This window comes from Pseudonocardia cypriaca, from assembly GCF_006717045.1.
In the GTDB taxonomy this organism is placed as follows: Bacteria; Actinomycetota; Actinomycetes; order Mycobacteriales; family Pseudonocardiaceae; genus Pseudonocardia; species Pseudonocardia cypriaca.
The window spans coordinates 1878208-1894763 of the sequence record NZ_VFPH01000002.1; the positions used below are offsets into that span (position 1 = coordinate 1878208).

Annotated in this window: 16 protein-coding genes; 5 read left to right on the forward strand and 11 right to left on the reverse strand. The window is 71.4% G+C overall.

Annotation, left to right across the window (positions count from 1 at the left end; genetic code table 11):
* The first annotated feature begins 41 nt into the window (after positions 1 to 41).
* Positions 42 to 1118 carry a serine hydrolase domain-containing protein gene (locus FB388_RS26460; protein ID WP_142104856.1) on the forward strand — a complete coding sequence of 359 codons (1077 nt, stop codon included), beginning with the start codon at positions 42 to 44 and terminating at the stop codon, positions 1116 to 1118.
* A gap of 11 nt (positions 1119 to 1129) precedes the next feature.
* Positions 1130 to 1630: a pyridoxamine 5'-phosphate oxidase family protein gene (locus FB388_RS26465; RefSeq protein WP_142104857.1), complete on the forward strand. Its 501-nt coding sequence runs from the start codon at positions 1130 to 1132 to the stop codon at positions 1628 to 1630.
* 41 nt (positions 1631 to 1671) lie between these two features.
* Here the strand turns inward: FB388_RS26465 and FB388_RS26470 are convergent, their stop codons facing one another.
* Positions 1672 to 4317 (reverse strand): valine--tRNA ligase, encoded by a 2646-nt coding sequence (locus tag FB388_RS26470; protein WP_142104858.1) that lies wholly within the window; start codon positions 4315 to 4317, stop codon positions 1672 to 1674.
* Between the two features lie 110 nt (positions 4318 to 4427).
* Here FB388_RS26470 and FB388_RS26475 point away from each other — a divergent pair, with 110 nt between their 5' ends.
* Positions 4428 to 5861 (forward strand): APC family permease, encoded by a 1434-nt coding sequence (locus FB388_RS26475; RefSeq protein WP_142104859.1) that lies wholly within the window; start codon positions 4428 to 4430, stop codon positions 5859 to 5861.
* Positions 5862 to 5867: 6 nt separating this feature from the next.
* Here FB388_RS26475 and FB388_RS26480 read toward each other — a convergent pair whose 3' ends face one another.
* Positions 5868 to 6605, reverse strand: coding sequence for a hypothetical protein (locus FB388_RS26480; RefSeq protein ID WP_142104860.1), 738 nt, complete (start codon positions 6603 to 6605; stop codon positions 5868 to 5870).
* A 28-nt stretch (positions 6606 to 6633) separates the two neighbouring features.
* A complete protein-coding gene (locus FB388_RS26485; protein WP_142104861.1) occupies positions 6634 to 8133 on the reverse strand; it encodes an alkaline phosphatase D family protein in 1500 nt (499 codons plus the stop codon).
* Positions 8134 to 8205: 72 nt separating this feature from the next.
* Here FB388_RS26485 and FB388_RS26490 point away from each other — a divergent pair, with 72 nt between their 5' ends.
* A complete protein-coding gene (locus tag FB388_RS26490; RefSeq protein ID WP_142104862.1) occupies positions 8206 to 8628 on the forward strand; it encodes a PPOX class F420-dependent oxidoreductase in 423 nt (140 codons plus the stop codon).
* Between the two features lie 18 nt (positions 8629 to 8646).
* On the opposite strand, the gene FB388_RS26495 is transcribed toward FB388_RS26490, so the two are convergent.
* On the reverse strand, positions 8647 to 8961 hold the full coding sequence (locus FB388_RS26495) for a DUF6457 domain-containing protein (RefSeq protein WP_211362227.1): 315 nt from the start codon (positions 8959 to 8961) through the stop codon (positions 8647 to 8649).
* Between the two features lie 119 nt (positions 8962 to 9080).
* On the opposite strand from FB388_RS26495, the gene FB388_RS26500 reads away from it, so the two are divergent.
* Positions 9081 to 9470, forward strand: a complete 390-nt coding sequence (locus FB388_RS26500; RefSeq protein WP_142104863.1) for a RidA family protein — start codon at positions 9081 to 9083, stop codon at positions 9468 to 9470.
* Positions 9471 to 9489: 19 nt separating this feature from the next.
* Here the strand turns inward: FB388_RS26500 and FB388_RS39625 are convergent, their stop codons facing one another.
* From FB388_RS39625 to FB388_RS26530, 7 genes are all read right to left on the reverse strand, one after another.
* Positions 9490 to 9627, reverse strand: coding sequence for an MFS transporter small subunit (locus FB388_RS39625; RefSeq protein WP_170225841.1), 138 nt, complete (start codon positions 9625 to 9627; stop codon positions 9490 to 9492).
* Complete coding sequence (locus FB388_RS26505; protein ID WP_142104864.1) at positions 9624 to 11015, reverse strand: OFA family MFS transporter; 1392 nt, start codon at positions 11013 to 11015, stop codon at positions 9624 to 9626. Before FB388_RS26505 ends, FB388_RS39625 begins: the two co-directional genes overlap by 4 nt.
* 253 nt (positions 11016 to 11268) lie before the next feature.
* Entirely contained in the window at positions 11269 to 12552 is a 1284-nt protein-coding gene (gene clpX, locus FB388_RS26510; RefSeq protein ID WP_142104865.1) for an ATP-dependent Clp protease ATP-binding subunit ClpX, read from the reverse strand.
* Between the two features lie 180 nt (positions 12553 to 12732).
* Entirely contained in the window at positions 12733 to 13380 is a 648-nt protein-coding gene (locus FB388_RS26515) for an ATP-dependent Clp protease proteolytic subunit (RefSeq protein WP_142104866.1), read from the reverse strand.
* A complete protein-coding gene (locus FB388_RS26520; protein ID WP_142106301.1) occupies positions 13377 to 13985 on the reverse strand; it encodes a ClpP family protease in 609 nt (202 codons plus the stop codon). The genes FB388_RS26515 and FB388_RS26520 overlap by 4 nt, the downstream gene beginning before the upstream one ends.
* A 167-nt stretch (positions 13986 to 14152) precedes the next feature.
* Positions 14153 to 15565 carry a trigger factor gene (gene tig / locus FB388_RS26525; protein ID WP_142104867.1) on the reverse strand — a complete coding sequence of 471 codons (1413 nt, stop codon included), beginning with the start codon at positions 15563 to 15565 and terminating at the stop codon, positions 14153 to 14155.
* 96 nt (positions 15566 to 15661) lie between these two features.
* Positions 15662 to 16381, reverse strand: a complete 720-nt coding sequence (locus FB388_RS26530) for a (2Fe-2S)-binding protein (protein ID WP_142104868.1) — start codon at positions 16379 to 16381, stop codon at positions 15662 to 15664.
* Positions 16382 to 16556: the final 175 nt, after the last annotated feature.

Sequence of the window (16556 nt, forward strand, 5' to 3'; positions counted from 1 at the left end):
GCGGCCGATGAGTTCCGCTCCCTCGAGCGGTCTCATGTGGTGTGAGCGAGGAGAGCCTCGGCCCGGCGATCGGTGCCCTGCTCGACGAGTTGATCGACTCGGGAGCAGAGCTGGGGCTGCAGGTCGCCGTGATCCGGCACGGCCGCACGCTCGTCGACGCGGCGCGCGGCGTGGCCGATCCCCGTACCGCGGCACCGGTCGAGCCCGGGACGCTGTTCTGGGCCGGCTCCACGGCGAAGGGGGTGGCCGCGTCGGTGGCGCACGTCCTCGTCGAACGGGGCGCCCTCTCCTACGACATGCGGGTCGCCGAGGTGTGGCCGGAGTTCGGGTCGCACGGGAAGGACCGGACGACCCTGCGCCACGTACTGACGCACACCGCAGGGGTTCCGGGGCTCCCGTCCGGGACGAGCGCGGCGGACCTGTGCGACTGGGACGGCATGTGCGCGGTGATCGCCGACGCCGAGCCGTGGTGGGAGCCGGGGACCCGGTTCGGCTACCACGCCAAGACGTTCGGGTTCCTCCTCGGCGAGACCCTGCACCGGGCGACGGGCGAGCCGATCTCCGCCCTGCTGCGCACCCACGTCACCGGGCCGCTCGGCGTCGCCGACGAAGTCCACTTCGGCGTTCCCCGGCCCCTGCTCCCGCGCGTCGCGAGGCAGGTCGGTTCCGACACCCGGCGGCCGGAGCCGGGCTCGGCGCTGTCGCGGGCGATGCCGCCCGGCGTCGTACCCGACGCCGACTACGCCAACCGGCCCGACCTCCTCACCAGCGACATCCCCGCCGAAGGCACCATGAGCGCCCGAGGCGTCGCGCGCATCTACGCCGCGCTCCTCGGCCACCTCGTGTCGCCCGCCCGCCGCGCCGAGATGGCGGCGATCGCGTTCACGGGCATGGACGAGGTGATGGGCTTCCCGACGTCCTGCGCGTTCGGTTACGGCCCCTTCCGCCCGAGCGGCCGCGGCCGGCCCGGCTCGACGTTCGGCTGGCTCGGCGCGAACGGCTCCACCGCCTTCGCCGACATCGACTCCGGCGTCGCCGTCGCCGTGATGCGCAACCGCTTCGGTGACTTCACCACCGCAGCCCGGATGGATCAGCTGATCGTGGACGAACTGGCATGAGAGGAATCCCGATGGGTGCACCGACGACCTCGCTCGACAGCCGCTTCAGCGACCCGGACGCCACGCCGACCTCGTGGGACGACACCGTGGAAGCCATCGAGTCGGCGGAGCTGTTCTGGATCGCCACCGTCCGCGGTGACGGCCGACCCCACGTCACCCCGCTCCCCGCGATCTGGCTCGACGGCGCCCTCCACTTCTGCACCGGCGCCGCCGAGCAGAAAGCCGTCAACCTGCGCGGCAACCCGCACGTCGTCCTGACCACCGGGCGCAATGACTGGGACCGCGGGCTCGACGTCGTCGTCGAGGGCGACGCCGTCCAGGTCACGGACGACGCGAAGCTGGAGCGGCTCGCCGACGCGTGGCGCACGAAGTGGGACGGGCGCTGGCAGTTCGAGGCGCGCGACGGCGCGTTCCAGCACGAGGTCGGCCCGGCGCTGGTGTACGCCGTGGCGCCCACCAAGGTCCTGACCTTCGGCAAGGGCACGTTCTCCCACACCCGCCACCGGTTCTGACCCGCACGGCGTTCCGACGAACGCGCCGTTCGTCGGTGAGCTCAGGCGCTGGGCAGGGCCTCCAGCCGCGCCGTCACCCGAGCGAGCTCCGCCTCCGCGGCCTCACGGCGGGTCCGGATGCCCGCCACGACGTCGGCCGGGGCCTTCTCCAGGAACTTCGGGTTGGCGAGCTTCTTGTCCGCCTGGTCGAGCTCCTTCTGCGCGGCGGCGAGGTCGCGGCCCAGGCGGGCCCGCTCGGCGGCCACGTCGATCGCGCCGGAGGTGTCGATCTCGACGTGGACCTTCCCGCCGGAGAGCAGGACGTCCAGCGTGGCGGTCGGCGCGAAGCCGTCGCCCGGGTCGTCGAGGCGGGCCAGGGCCCGCAGCGCGGCGGCCGCCCCGCCCGGCCCCTGTTCCCCGAGCCCGGCCGCGGCGAGGCCCTCGACCCGGGCCGCGACGCGGCGGCTGTCGGGCAGGCCCTGCTCGGTGCGGAACCGGCGCACCTCGGTGACGAGCTTCTGCACGTCGGCCAGCCGGCCGTTCGCGGCGGCGTCCGTCGGCACGCCCACGCTCGTCGGCCACGGCGCGACGACCACCGACTCCCGGCCGGTCAGCGCGGTCCACAGCGCCTCGGTGACGAACGGGCTGATCGGGTGCAGCAGCCGCAGCAGCGCGTCCAGCACGTGGCCGAGCACGGCGCGGGTGCCGTCGGCGGTGCGCTCGTCGCGCAGCTGCACCTTGGCGAGCTCGAGGTACCAGTCGCACAGCTCGTCCCACGTGAAGTGGTAGAGCCCCTCGGTGGCCTTGGCGAACTGGAAGTCCTCCAGCAGCGCGTCGGTCTGTTCCACCACCTCGGCGAGCCGGCCGAGGATCCAGCGGTCGGCGTCGGTGCGGTCGGCCTCGGCGGGCAGCGGGAGGTCCGGTGACGCCCCGTTGGTCAGCGCGAGCCGCGTGGCGTTCCACAGCTTCGTGCCGAAGTTGCGCGAGCCTGCGACCCACTCCTCCGACAACGCCATGTCCGCGCCGGGGTTGGCGCCGCGGGCGATCGTGAAGCGCAGGGCGTCGGCGCCGAAGCGGTCGATGAGGTCCAGCGGGTCGATCGTGTTGCCCTTGGACTTCGACATCTTCTTGCCGTACTGGTCGCGGATCAGCCCGTGCAGGAACACGTGCTCGAACGGCGGCTTGCCGTCCATCGCGTACAGCCCGAACATCATCATCCGAACGACCCAGAAGAACAGGATGTCGTAGCCCGTGACCAGCACGGACGTCGGGTAGTAGCGCGCCAGGTCGGGGGTGGAGTCGGGCCAGCCGAGCGTGGAGATCGGCCACAGACCCGACGAGAACCAGGTGTCGAGCACGTCCTCGTCCTGGCGCCAGCCCTCCCCGGTGGGCGGCTGCTCGTCCGGGCCGACGCACACGACCTCGCCGTCCGGGCCGTACCAGACCGGGATGCGGTGGCCCCACCACAGCTGCCGGCTGATCGTCCAGTCGTGCATGTTGTCGACCCAGTCGAAGAAGCGCTTCTCCAGCTCCTTCGGGTGGATCGTGGTGCGGCCGTCGCGGACGGCGTCGCCTGCGGCCTTCGCGAGGGGCTCGACGCGCACGAACCACTGCAGCGACAGCCGCGGCTCCACCACCGTGTCGCAGCGGCTGCAGTGCCCGACGGCGTGCACGTACGGCCGCTTCTCCGCGACGATCCGGCCCTGCGCGCGCAGCTCCTCGCGGACGGCCTCCCGCGCGGCGAACCGGTCCATCCCGTCGAACCGCGTGCCGGACCCGGTGATCACCGCGGCCTCGTCCATGATCGAGGGCATCGGCAGGTCGTGGCGGCGGCCGATCTCGAAGTCGTTGGGGTCGTGCGCGGGGGTCACCTTCACCGCGCCCGTGCCGAACGCCGGGTCGACGTGCTCGTCGGCCACCACCCGGATCTTGCGGCCGACGATCGGCAGCTCGATCTCACGCCCGACGAGGTGGGCGTAGCGCTCGTCGTCGGGGTGCACGGCCACGCCGGTGTCGCCGAGCATCGTCTCGACGCGCGTGGTGGCGACGACCACGGAGTCCTCGCCGTCGCCGTACCGGATGGAGACGAGCTCGCCCTCGTCGTCGTGGTGGTCGACCTCGATGTCCGAGAGCGCCGTGTGGCACCGCGGGCACCAGTTGATGATCCGCTCGGCGCGGTAGATGAGGTCGTCGTCGAAGAGCCGTTTGAAGATCGTCTGGACGGCGCGGGAGAGCCCTTCGTCGAGGGTGAACCGCTCGCGGGTCCAGTCGACGCCGTCGCCGAGGCGGCGCATCTGGCCGAGGATGGCGCCGCCCGACTCGGCCTTCCACGACCAGACCTCGTCGACGAACGCCTCCCGACCCAGGTCGTGCCTGCTGCGGCCCTCGCCGGCCAGCCTGCGCTCCACGACGTTCTGGGTGGCGATGCCCGCGTGGTCCATGCCCGGCAGCCACAGCGCGTCGTAGCCCTGCATCCGGCGGCGCCGGGTGAGGATGTCGATCAGCGTGTGGTCCATGGCGTGCCCGAGGTGCAGGCTGCCCGTGACGTTCGGCGGGGGGATGACGATGCAGAACGGCGGCCGGTTCGACGCGTTGTCGGCCTCGAAGTACCCGCGCTCCACCCACCGCTCGTAGAGCACGCCCTCTACCTCGCCCGGGTTCCACTGGGCGGGCAGGTCGGCAGTGCGCGGTGGGAGGGTGTCGGTCACCCGAAAAAGTCTACGAGCGTCCGGGAGTGCGCCCGTGGGCGGCCGGTGCGAAACCGGGCGCGGTGGTTTCCCGTCCGGCGGGACCCCGCTCACGGAGCTACCTTGCTCGGATGTCGGTGCTGCGCACGATGCCGGTCGAGCACGTCCTGGAACGCGGCAAGGGCGAGCACCTCAAGCGGACGCTGCGCGGGCGCGACCTCATCGGTTTCGGCGTCGGCATCATCATCGGCACCGGCATCTTCACCCTCGCGGGGGTCGAGGCGAAGGAGCACGCGGGGCCTGCGGTCACGCTGTCGTTCATCATCGGCGCGGTCGTCGCCGCGCTCGCCGCGCTCTGCTACGCGGAGCTAGCGTCCTCGGTCCCGACGGCCGGCTCCGCCTACACCTACGCCTTCGCCACGCTCGGCGAGATGATCGCGTGGATCATCGGCTGGGACCTGCTGCTCGAGTTCGGGCTCGGCCTCGCCGTGGTCTCGCGCAGCTGGTCGAGCTACCTCGCGAACCTCTTCGGGCTGCCGCAGGTGCTGTTCGGCGAGACGGCGCCCGTCAACATCGGGGCCGTCCTGATCATCGGTCTGCTGACGATCGTGGCGGTGCTCGGGATCCGCCAGTCCTCGCGGCTCACCAACGTGCTGGTCGCGATCAAGCTCGCGGTCTGCGTGCTGATCATCGGCGTCGGGGTCTTCTTCATCGACGCCGCGAACCTCACGCCGTTCATCCCGCCCGCAACGCCCGTACCGGAAGGTGGCTCGATCCTCGAGCAGCCGGTCGTCGAGGGCATCTTCGGCATCGAGGCGACGGCGTACGGCGTCGGCGGGATGCTCACGGCCGCCGCTGTCGTGTTCTTCGCCTACACCGGCTTCGAGGCGCTGGCCAACCTGGGCGAGGAGACCCGCAAGCCGGAACGAGACATGACGATCGGGCTGCTCGGCGCACTCGGCATCTGCGCGCTGCTCTACATCGCGGTCTCGTTCGTCCTGACCGCGATGGTGCCCTACGACCGGATCGACCCGGGGGCCCCGCTCGCGGGCGCCTTCAACGCGGTCGGCCTGCCGTGGGTCGGGGCGCTGATCTCGATCGGCGCGGTGACCGGGTTGACCTCGGTGATGATGGTCGAGCTGGTCACCATCGGCCGGATCGGGTTCGCGATGGGCCGCGACGGGCTCCTGCCGGAACCGATCGGCACCGCCCACCCCCGGTTCGGCACCCCGCACCGCATGACGATCATCGGCGCCGCTGTGATCGCGGTGATCGCGGCGACCACGCCGATCTCCGAGCTCGCCGACATGGTCTCCATCGGGGCGCTGAGCGCGATGATCATCGTCGCGATCGCGGTGCCGGTGCTGCGCCGCAGCCGGCCCGACCTGCACCGGCCGTTCCGGGTGCCGCTGTCACCGGTGCTGCCCGTGCTCGCCGCCGTGGCCTGCTTCTACCTGATGCTGAACCTCGACCTGCTCAGCTGGTTGCGGTTCCTGGTGTGGCTGGCGATCGGCATGGTGATCTACCTGGCATACGGACGGCGGCACTCACTGCTCAACCGCTGAGCCCGCTCAGGCGGGCAGCAGCACCGCGTGCAGCCGGTCGAACCCAAGCACGGACGCGAGCCTGCGCTCCCGGACCAGCCGCAGGTCCAGCACGCGGACCTGTCCGCCCGTCGGCTCGTACACCCGCCACCGGCCGTCCCCTTCCACGCCGAGGGCCAGCACGTAGTGCCGCGGCACCAGCGAACCCACCAGCAGCGGCACCGGGCGGCCCGCGGCGAGAGCCACCCCCGTCACGGCGAGCGCGTCCTCGACGTCGGCGGCGGACACGTCGTCCACCAGCCGAACGCGGTAGGGACCGGCGGCGGGCGCGTACCGGCGCAACCAGCGGACCATCCCCCACGGCGTCGTACCGAGCGCCTGCGGCCAGAACCGCGTGGCCTGCCGGTGCACCTCCACCTGCCGAGCGTCGTAGCGCGCGCCGAACCCGGTGGCGACGCCGGCCCGCGCCACCGCGCCCGGCCCGTCCGGCGCGGCGGCGACCTCGTCGCCGTCGAGCCGCGCCGTCTCGGCCGGGTCGGCCCACGCCGCGAGGGCGATCAGCACCGCGCTGCCGCACGTCGTGCCGTCGACCTGGTCGAGGCGCGCACCACCGCGTCGCTGCTCGCCGAGCCGGTCGGTGAGCAGCGGGCGCCTGCCGGCCGCCAGCGGCCGCACCTGCGCCGCCGGCACGGGCTCCGCGCGACGGCGCCTCACCCGCCCGGCTCGCGAGCCGATCCACCGTGCCACCCCGACCACGGTCCGCATGCCCCGATACTCCCCCTCGGAGCAGGGATCACGCCATGGTCGGCAGCGCGGTCGACCAGAGCTCCCGACCGTCCTGCCCGCGCAGGGCCACGCGGAGCTCGCCGTCCGGCGCGACCTCGACCTCACCGAAGTGCTGGAACCCCTGAGCCGGCGAGGTGTTCGGAGCGGGCGGCGCCTGCACGAACACCGCCTCGGGACCGAACGTCGGGTCCAGCGGGTTGGGCCCGAACGCGCCCGCGTGCAGCGGGCCCGAGACGAACTCCCAGAACGGGTCGAACTCGGTGAAGGCCGCGCGCTCGGGCGCGTAGTGGTGGGCGGCGGTGTAGTGGACGTCCGCGGTGAGCCACACGACGTTGCGGACCCGGCGCCTGCGCAGCTCCGACAGCACCCACGCCAGCTCGGCCTCCCGCCCGCTCGGCGGTCCGGCGGCGCCGTTCGCGACGGCCTCCCACGCCGTCCCGTCCGGCACCTGCACGCCGATCGGCATGTCGGAGGCCACGAACTTCCACGTCGCCTGCGAGGACGCCAGCCCGTCGACGAGCCACCGGGCCTGCCGCTCGCCCAGGATGCGGCCGACAGGCCCGGTGTTGGCGCCGTTGGCGTCCCGGTAGGTGCGCATGTCGATCACGAACAGCTCGACGTGCGCCCCGTACGGCAGCCGCCGGTAGACGCGGCCGTCGAGCGCCCGGCGCGGGTCGAGCGGCACCCACTCGTGGTAGGCCCGGAACGCGCGCTCGGCGAGGACGTCCACCCGCTTCTCGGTGTACCGGTCGTCGGCGAGCAGCTCGCCCGGGTACCAGTTGTTGGTGACCTCGTGGTCGTCCCACTGGTTGACCTGCGGCACGGCGGCGGCGAACGCCCGCAGGTTCTCGTCGAGCAGGTTGTAGGCGTACTGCCCGCGGAACTCGGTGAGCGTCTCGGCCACCTTCAGCTTCTCCGGGGTCACGAGGTTGCGCCAGGTGCTCCCGTCCGGCAGCGCGACGGTCTCGGTGAGCGGCCCGTCGGCGTAGACGGTGTCGCCGCTGTGCAGGAAGAAGTCCGGGTCGCGCTCGGCCATGGCCCGGAAGATCCGCATCCCGCCCCGGTCCCGGTCGATCCCCCAGCCCTGCCCGACCACGTCGCCGGACCAGACGAACCGCACACCCTCCTGCCGGGCGGGCGGGGTGCGGAACGACCCGGTCACCGGGTCGCTCGCGACGCGGCGGTCGAGGTCCTCGGCCGTGACCCGGTAGTGCACGGTGCGGCCGCGCCCGAACACCCGCACCTTCCCGGTGAAGTCGGTGTCCGGCGTCAGGACCGGTCCCTCCACCCGCCGCGCGTGCGCGAAGCCGGCGTCCTCGGACACCTCGACGACCATCCGCGACGGCCGGTCCGCCCGAGCCCAGACGAGGCCCGACCCGCGGACCACGTCCCCCGACTGCACGCCGTGGGTGAGCACCGGGCGGTCGGCCCGCACGAGCCCGGGCGCGGCGAGCGCGCCAACAGCGGCGGCGCGGAGCAGGGTTCGGCGATCGATCCGAAGACGCATGCGCCTGGTGTAGTCCACTCGGGTGAACGGTTACCGGTCGCCGGATGAACGCCGGCGCATACAGTGCCGACTGTGTCCGACCTGACGCCCGAGATCCGCGCCTTCCTGTCCGCCGGCACGCGCACCGGCAAGCTCGGCTACGTCGCCAAGGACGGCCGCCCACTCGTGGCGCCGGTGTGGTTCGTCCTCGACGGCGACGAGCTCGTGTTCAACACCGGTGCCACCACGCCCAAGGCGCGGGCCATCGCCCGGGACCCCCGCGTGGTGCTCTGCGTCGACCTCGACGAGCCGCCGTACGCGTTCGTGCAGGTTCAGGGCACGGCGTCGGTCTCGGACGAGCCGGACGAGCTGCTGCGGACCGCCACCGCCATCGGCGGCCGCTACATGGGCGCCGACCAGGCCGAGGAGTTCGGGAAGCGCAACGGCGTGCCGGGCGAGCTGGTGGTGCGCATCCGGCCCACCCGGATCGTCGCCGACCTCGACGTGACCGGCTGAGGCTCGGCCGCTCGTACGTCAGGCGCGTCGGGACTGGTCCCCCGCCGCGGTGCCGCGCTCGCTGTCGGCGTCCCAGCCGTCGGCGAGGCGGCTGATCTTCTGGGCGTAGTCGCGGGCGGCAACGGCGGGGTCGTCGGCGCGGCCGGCCGCCACCCCGATGAGGAAGGCGGTGACCGGCGCCCCCGGCCGGGAGACGCCGTGCGCGACGTCGGAGGTCAGGTCGAGCACCATGTCGACGACGCCCTCACGGTCCAGGGCCTCCTCGATGCCGAGCTCCCGCACCACGGCGGTGACCCACTCGGACAGGGCGCTTGCATCACTGCTGTCAGCCACCGCGCGACCCTAACCGGACGGCGTCGCCCCCGCAGGCGGCGGTGCACAGGCGCTGAGCAACGTCGCGAACCGATCTGGTGTATTGGACGTATCGCAGCCAGCCACTTAGCGTCCTGCCCGTGACAGCACGACGCGCGATCCTCAGCGGCTCCACGTTCGAGGAGCAGATCGGATACGCCCGGGCCGTCGTGGACGGTGACTGGGTGCACGTGTCGGGGACGACCGGCTTCGACTACACCACCATGACGATCTCCGACGACGTGGTGGAGCAGGCCGAGCAGTGCCTGGTGAACATCGAGGCCGCCCTGGCCGCGGCGGACTGCACGTTCGCCGACGTCGTGCGGGTGCGGTACCTGCTGCCCGAGCGGGACGACTTCGAGCCCTGCTGGCCGGTCCTGCGCCGCCGCTTCGGTGCCGTGCGGCCGGCCGCCACCATGCTCGTGTGCGGCCTCGCCGATCCCCGCATGAAGATCGAGATCGAGGTGTACGCGCGGCGCCCCGCCGCGTAGCGGGGAACCGCGACGCGCGTCAGCCCCCGAACAGTGCGGGGATCTTGATCACGAGCTGGTACAGGCCGTACAGGAACGGGATCAGCACCCATGCCCAGGCCAGCCACGCGACCGGCGGTGGACCGGAGTGGGCCCCTGCGGTGTCGGACTGCGTCATGCCGCCTTCGCTCCCGTCGCGCCGATGGCCTGCTCCTCCGCCGGCTCGTGGTACCGCTCGTCCACCGGCCGGATGAGCTCATTGCAGATGAAGCCGATCACGAGCAGCCCGATCATGATCGAGAACGCCACCGTGTACCGGCCGGGCCCCTGCACGCCCGCCGCGATCTGCGCGTCGGCGATCGCGTTGACGATCACCGGCCCGAGCACGCCCGCCGTGGACCACGCCGTGAGCAGGCGCCCGTGGATCGCTCCGACCTGGTACGTGCCGAACAGGTCGCGCAGGTACGCGGGCACCGTGGCGAAGCCGGCGCCGTAGAACGACAGGATCAGCATCGACGCGATGAGGAACACCGCCTGGTTGGCGTTGCCCAGCAGCGTGATGAGCAGGTAGAGCAGGGCGCCGACGCCCAGGTAGACCCGGTAGATGTTCTTGCGGCCGATGAGGTCGGACGTCGAGGACCAGACGATCCGGCCCACCATGTTCGACAGCGACAGGATCGCGACGAAGCCGGCCGCCGCGGCGGCGATCTCGGTGCCGGCGTCGGGGAAGTAGTCCTGGAAGATCGGCGAAGCGCGCTCGAGGATGCCGATGCCCGCGGTGACGTTGAAGCACAGCACGACCCACAGCAGCCAGAACTGGGGCGTGCGGATCGCGTTGTTCGCCGACACGTTGGCCGTGGTGATCAGCGCGTGCGTCTTCGCCTCGGAGGGGTGCCAGCCCGCGGGCCGCCAGCCGTCCGCCGGGACGCGCACGAGCAGCCAGCCCACCGACATGAACACCGCGTAGGCGAGCCCGTGGACGAGGAAGGCGAGCGCGACGCCGCTGGCCTGGGCGTTGTCGCCCGTCGCCCCGAACGCGGAGAGCATCGACGCCGACCACGGGGAGGCGATCAGCGCGCCGCCGCCGAAGCCCATGATCGCGAGGCCGGTGGCCATGCCGGGACGGTCGGGGAACCACTTGATGAGCGTTGACACCGGCGAGATGTAGCCGATGCCGAGCCCGATCCCGCCGATCACCCCGTAGCCGAGGACGACCAGCCAGTACTGGCCGATCGACACGCCCAGCGCCGACACCAGGAAGCCGGTGCAGAAGCAGACCATCGAGATGAACATGGCCCAGCGCGGCCCATTGCGGTCGACCGCGGTGCCGAACACGGCCGCCGAGACCCCCAGCATCACGATGCCCAGCGTGAACGGGAGCGCGGTGAGCGTGCCCGCGGCCGGGTTGCCCTGCAACATCGTGGCGGCGAGCGGGTTCTTGAAGACGCTCCAGGCGTACGCCTGCCCGATCGCGAGGTGGATGGACAGCGCAGCGGGTGGGATCAGCCACCTGCTCCAGCCCGGCGGCGCGATGATGCGCTCGCGTTGCAGGAAACCGACTGCCATGGGGGCTCCCTCGCCACCTCATCCCGACAGGACCGCGTGAACGTAGATCACGTCGGGTACCCCTGCAACCGCGGCTGGGCCATACGGTATGCAGCCGAGCCCAGCGGTCGACGAGCGGCCGACGAACGTTCCGACGAGCGGCGCGTTCGTCGGATAGGTTCCGACCGATGCGCCGTTCGTCGGAATCGGCCTGAGCGCACAACGCAGCAACGCCGGCCCGCGTGGCGCAGACCGGCGTTGCTTCGTGGAAGGTTCAGGCAGAACGCTCCCGGCGCTCCCGGCGGGCCGGGGTGCGGGGAACGATCGTGGGGTTGACGTTGCTGCGCACCGTCTGACCGGTGACGACGACCTTGGCCACGTCGTCGCGGCTCGGGATGTCGTACATGCAGGGCAGCAGCACTTCCTCCATGATCGCCCGGAGGCCGCGGGCGCCGGTGCCGCGCAGGATGGCCTGGTCGGCGACCGCTTCGAGGGCGTCCTCGGTGAACTCCAGCTCGACGCCGTCCATCTCGAACAGCTTGCGGTACTGCTTGACCAGTGCGTTGCGCGGCTCGGTGAGGATCTTGACGAGGGCGTCCTTGTCCAGCGAGGTGACCGAGGCGACGATCGGCAGGCGGCCGATGAACTCGGGGATCAGGCCGAACTTGATGAGGTCCTCTGGCAGGGTCTCGGTGAAGCTCTCGGAAGGGTCGAGGTCGCGCTTGGAGCGGATCTCGGCGCCGAAGCCCAGCCCGCGCTTGCCCACCCGGTCGCCGATGATCTTCTCGAGACCAGCGAACGCACCCGCCACGATGAACAGCACGTTGGTGGTGTCGATCTGGATGAACTCCTGGTGGGGGTGCTTGCGCCCGCCCTGCGGCGGCACGCTCGCAGTGGTGCCCTCCAGGATCTTCAGCAGCGCCTGCTGAACGCCTTCACCGGAGACGTCGCGCGTGATCGACGGGTTCTCCGACTTGCGGGCGATCTTGTCGACCTCGTCGATGTAGATGATGCCGGTCTCGGCGCGCTTGACGTCGTAGTCGGCGGCCTGGATCAGCTTCAGCAGGATGTTCTCGACGTCCTCACCCACGTACCCGGCCTCGGTGAGCGCCGTGGCGTCGGCGATCGCGAACGGGACGTTGAGCAGCTTGGCCAGCGTCTGCGCGAGGTAGGTCTTGCCGCAGCCGGTGGGTCCGAGCATGAGGATGTTGGACTTGGCGATCTCGATACCGTCGCCACTGTCGCCGCCACCGCGGCGTTCGCCGGCCTGGATGCGCTTGTAGTGGTTGTAGACCGCCACCGACAAGGTGCGCTTCGTCTGGGTCTGCCCGACGACGTACTGGTCGAGGAACTCGTGGATCTCCGCCGGCTTGGGCAGCTCGTCGAGCTTGACCTCACCCGCTTCGGCCAGCTCCTCCTCGATGATCTCGTTGCAGAGATCGATGCACTCGTCGCAGATGTAGACCCCAGGGCCGGCGATCAGTTTCTTGACCTGCTTCTGGCTCTTCCCGCAGAACGAGCACTTGAGCAGGTCACCGCCGTCGCCGATGCGTGCCATGAGTGCAGACCCCAAATCCTTCTCTGCGCTGCCCCGGCGGGTCCGGGAGGCGCGCTCTCTGGACGGTACCCGTCCTACCCGGTCCCCGGGGAGCTTCGTGCACCGGAGATTCGGTGACGGGTCGGCGGACGGTCGGCGCAGGCCCGGAAAGGCCTGGCGCCGACCCGCCTCGTGAAGTTGTCAGACCGCGGAGAGCTTGCGGCTCTGGATGATCTCGTCGACGATCCCGTACTCCTTGGCCTCTTCGGCCGTGAGGATCCGGTCCCGCTCGATGTCCTCGTGCACCTGCTCGGGGGTGCGGTGGGTGTGGTGGGCCAGCGTGCTCTCCAGCAGCCTGCGCATGCGGGAGATCTCGGCCGCCTGGATCTCCAGGTCCGACACCTGGCCGTAGAAGCCCTCGGTGGCGGGCTGGTGGATCAGCACGCGCGCGTTCTGCACGGCGAGGCGGCGCCCCGGCGTGCCGGCCGCGAGCAGCACGGCCGCTGCGGACGCGGCCTGCCCGAGGCAGACCGTCTGGATGTCCGGGCGGATGAACTGCATCGTGTCGTAGATGGCCATGAGCGACGTGAACGAGCCACCGGGCGAGTTGATGTACATGCTGATCTCGCGGTCCGGGTCGGCCGACTCGAGGCACAGCAGCTGCGCCATCACGTCGTTGGCGGACGCGTCGTCGATCTGCACCCCGAGGAAGATGATGCGCTCCTCGAAGAGCTTGTTGTACGGGTTGGACTCCTTGACCCCGTAGCTCGTGCGCTCGACGAAGGAGGGCAGCACGTACCGCGACTGGGGCGCCTCGGGCGCCCGGCCACCCGGCATCTGGAAACTCATCGGGCGCTCCCGTTCTGGTTCGTGTCGGGAATCTGGCTGGCGCGGGTGATGACGTGGTCGACGAAGCCGTACTCGAGCGCCTCCTGCGCCGAGAACCACCGGTCGCGGTCGAAGTCGGCGACGATCCGCTCGACGGTCTGCCCGGTGTGCTCGGCGATCAGCTCCGCCATCTCGCGCTTGTGGCGCCTGAACAGCTCCGCCTGGATGGAGATGTCCGACTCGGTGCCACCGACACCCGCCGACGGCTGGTGCATCAGGATCTGGCAGTGCGGCAGCACGTACCGCTTGCCGGGCGTGCCCGCCGAGAGCAGGAACTGCCCCATGGAGGCGGCCATGCCCATCCCGTAGGTCGCGACGTCGCACGGGATGAACTGCATCGTGTCGAAGATCGCCATGCCGTCCGGCACCGAGCCGCCCGGCGAGTTGATGTACAGGGAGATGTCGGCCTCGGCGTCCTCGGCCGCGAGCAGCAGCATCTGTGCCGCGATGCGGTTCGAGATCTCCGAGTCCACCTGCTGGCCGAGCACGATGATCCGCTGCTGCAACAGCCGCTCGTACACCGAGTCGGACAGCGTCATCGAGGCGGGCGCGCCGCCCCGCCGCATCGTCTCCCCGACGAGTCGGTCCGCCGTACGCGGGCCGATGTCCTCTGGCCTCACTTCACCCTGCCTTCTGCTGGTTCGGCTCGCGTGTCCATCGGTTCCGACCCTACGCGGACGAACTTCTCATCCGCCGCGTACGGCCAGGTTGTTCGCTGTGGGCGTGGCGCGCCTCAGGAAGAGGCGGCCGCCTTCTCCTCGGAGGTGGCCGGAGCGTCCTCGCTCACCTCGGGAGCTTCGGTGGTCTCCGCGTCCTCTTCGTCATCCGGGCCCAGGAGGTCGGACATGTCGACCTCGCTGCCCGACGCGTCGGTGACGGTGGCCGCGCGCACGGCCGCGATGAGCGCCTTGCTGCGGCGGACGTCGGAGTAGACGGCACCCAGCTGGCCGGCCTCCTGGATGCGGCGCACGAACTCCTCGGGCTGCATCTGGTACTGCTGGGCCTGGAAGACGATGCGCTCGGTGAGCTCCTCTTCGCTCACGGTGGTCTGCTCGCGGTCGGCGAGCGCGTCGAGCACGAGCCGGGTGCGCACGGACTTCTCCGCCGCCTCCTTGGTCTCGGCGTCGAACTGCTCGCGGCTGCTCCCCTGCGAGACGAGGAACTCCTCGAACTTGGCCTCGTCGTGGTCGAAGGGGTGCACGGCGTCGTGGAGGGCGGAGTCGATCTCGGCCTGCACGACGGACTCCGGCAGCGGCACCTCGGTGGCCTCGACGATGGCGTCGAGCACCTTGTCGCGCGCCTGCGTGACCTGCTCCATCCTCCGGACCCGGCCGAGCCGCTCCCGCAGGTCGGCGGTGAGCTCCTCGAGGGTGTCGAACTCGCTGGCCAGCTGGGCGAACTCGTCGTCGGCCTCGGGGAGCTGGCGCTCCTTGACGGCCGTGACCTTGACGGTGACCTCGGCGTCCTTGTCGGCGAACTCGCCGGCCACCAGCTTGGTGGTGAAGGTCCGCTCCTCGTCCGCCGAGAGGCCCTCGATCGCCTCGTCGATGCCGTCGATGAGGCCGCCCTGGCCAACCTGGTACGAGAAGCCGGTGGTGGTGGCGTCCTCGACGGGCTCGCCGTCGACGGTGGCCGACAGGTCGATGAGGACGAAGTCGTCCTTCTGCGCGGGCCGCTCCACACCGGTGAGGGTGCCGAAGCGGGCGCGGAGGTTCTCCAGCTGCTCCTGGACGTCGTCCTCGCTGACCTCGACGTCGTCGACGGAGACCGAGAGCGAGGCGAGGTCGGGCAGGTCGATCTGCGGGCGGACGTCGACCTCGGCCTTGAACGAGAGCTTGTCGCCGTCGGCGATCTCGGTGACCTCGATGTCGGGGCGACCGATCGGGGTGAGGTCCTCGGCGCTGGTGATGGCCTCGCTGTACTTGGCCGGCACCGCGCCGTTGACGACCTCCTCGAGCACGACGCCGCGGCCGAGCCGGGCCTCGATGATGCGGGCCGGCACCTTGCCCGGGCGGAAGCCCGGCACCCTGACCTGCTGCGCGATCTTCTTGTAGGCCCGGTCGAAGTCCGGCTTCAGCTCGTCGAAGGGCACCTCGACGTTGATGCGGACTCGCGTCGGGCTCAGCCGCTCGACGGTGCTCTTCACGGTGGGACTACTCCTCGGTTGGTACTGGGATGTGCGCGGACCGCAGGCGACGTGGGTCCGCTGGCGGGCCGCGCCCGGCCGTTCGTCCTCGCGAGTCTACGGGTCCGGCAGGCCGCTCCCCTGGCGGGCTGTGGCCGCGCCTTGCGGGCCGGAGCGCGGCGGCGGCAATCGAACGCAGTCGTCGCAGAGGCCGCCACCCGGCACCCGGTAGTAGAGGCAGCAGCTGCGGCGGCGGAACGTCCAGACCAGATCGGGGTCCCGCGGCGGCAACAGCTCCCCCGTGCCTGCGAACCGGCCGTGGGCGAGCACCGCCTCCGCCACCTCTGCCGCCCGGCCGGCCGCCGCGGGCCGCTGCACCACGAGCAGCCGCTTGGCGGCCGCGACCGTGGAGGCCGCGTTGCCCCACAGCAGCCGTTCGGCCACCGGGACCTGCGCCCGTACCGCCCCGACGAGCGGTGCGAGCAGGCCGTCGAGCAGCGCGGGGAGCTCGTCGACGCCGACGACGGCCGTGCCGTTGGTGCGGGGCGTCCAGCCGCCGTCGCCCGCACGCGTCCACCACACCGTTGCCGGACCGAGCGCCGGGACGGCCCCGTGCACCACGGCGGCCGCGTACGGAGCGGACGCCAGCTGGGCCGCGAACCCCTGGAACGCGAGCGAGGCCGCCACCCGCTCCGCGCACCGCAACGCGCCGCGGACGCGCTCGATCCGGTCGCGGACCAGCTCCGCGTCGGCCAGCGGGCGCTCGCCGGAGCCGCTGCCGAGCGTGAAGAACGGGCCGAACCCGGCCACGTCGGCGAGCAGGGAACGTGCGTCCACACCCGCAGTGTGCCCCGATCACATCCTGCGCCCGGTCGCTCACGGGGCGAGTAGGGTGGGCGGCGCCACGAGGTCACGCCGAGGAAACCGGCCGTACACATTACAGGGCGTACGGTCGATCTCGCGCGTTCGAGGCCGGTCACTGTGGTCACTGCGGCTCTCTCTGGCGAATCGC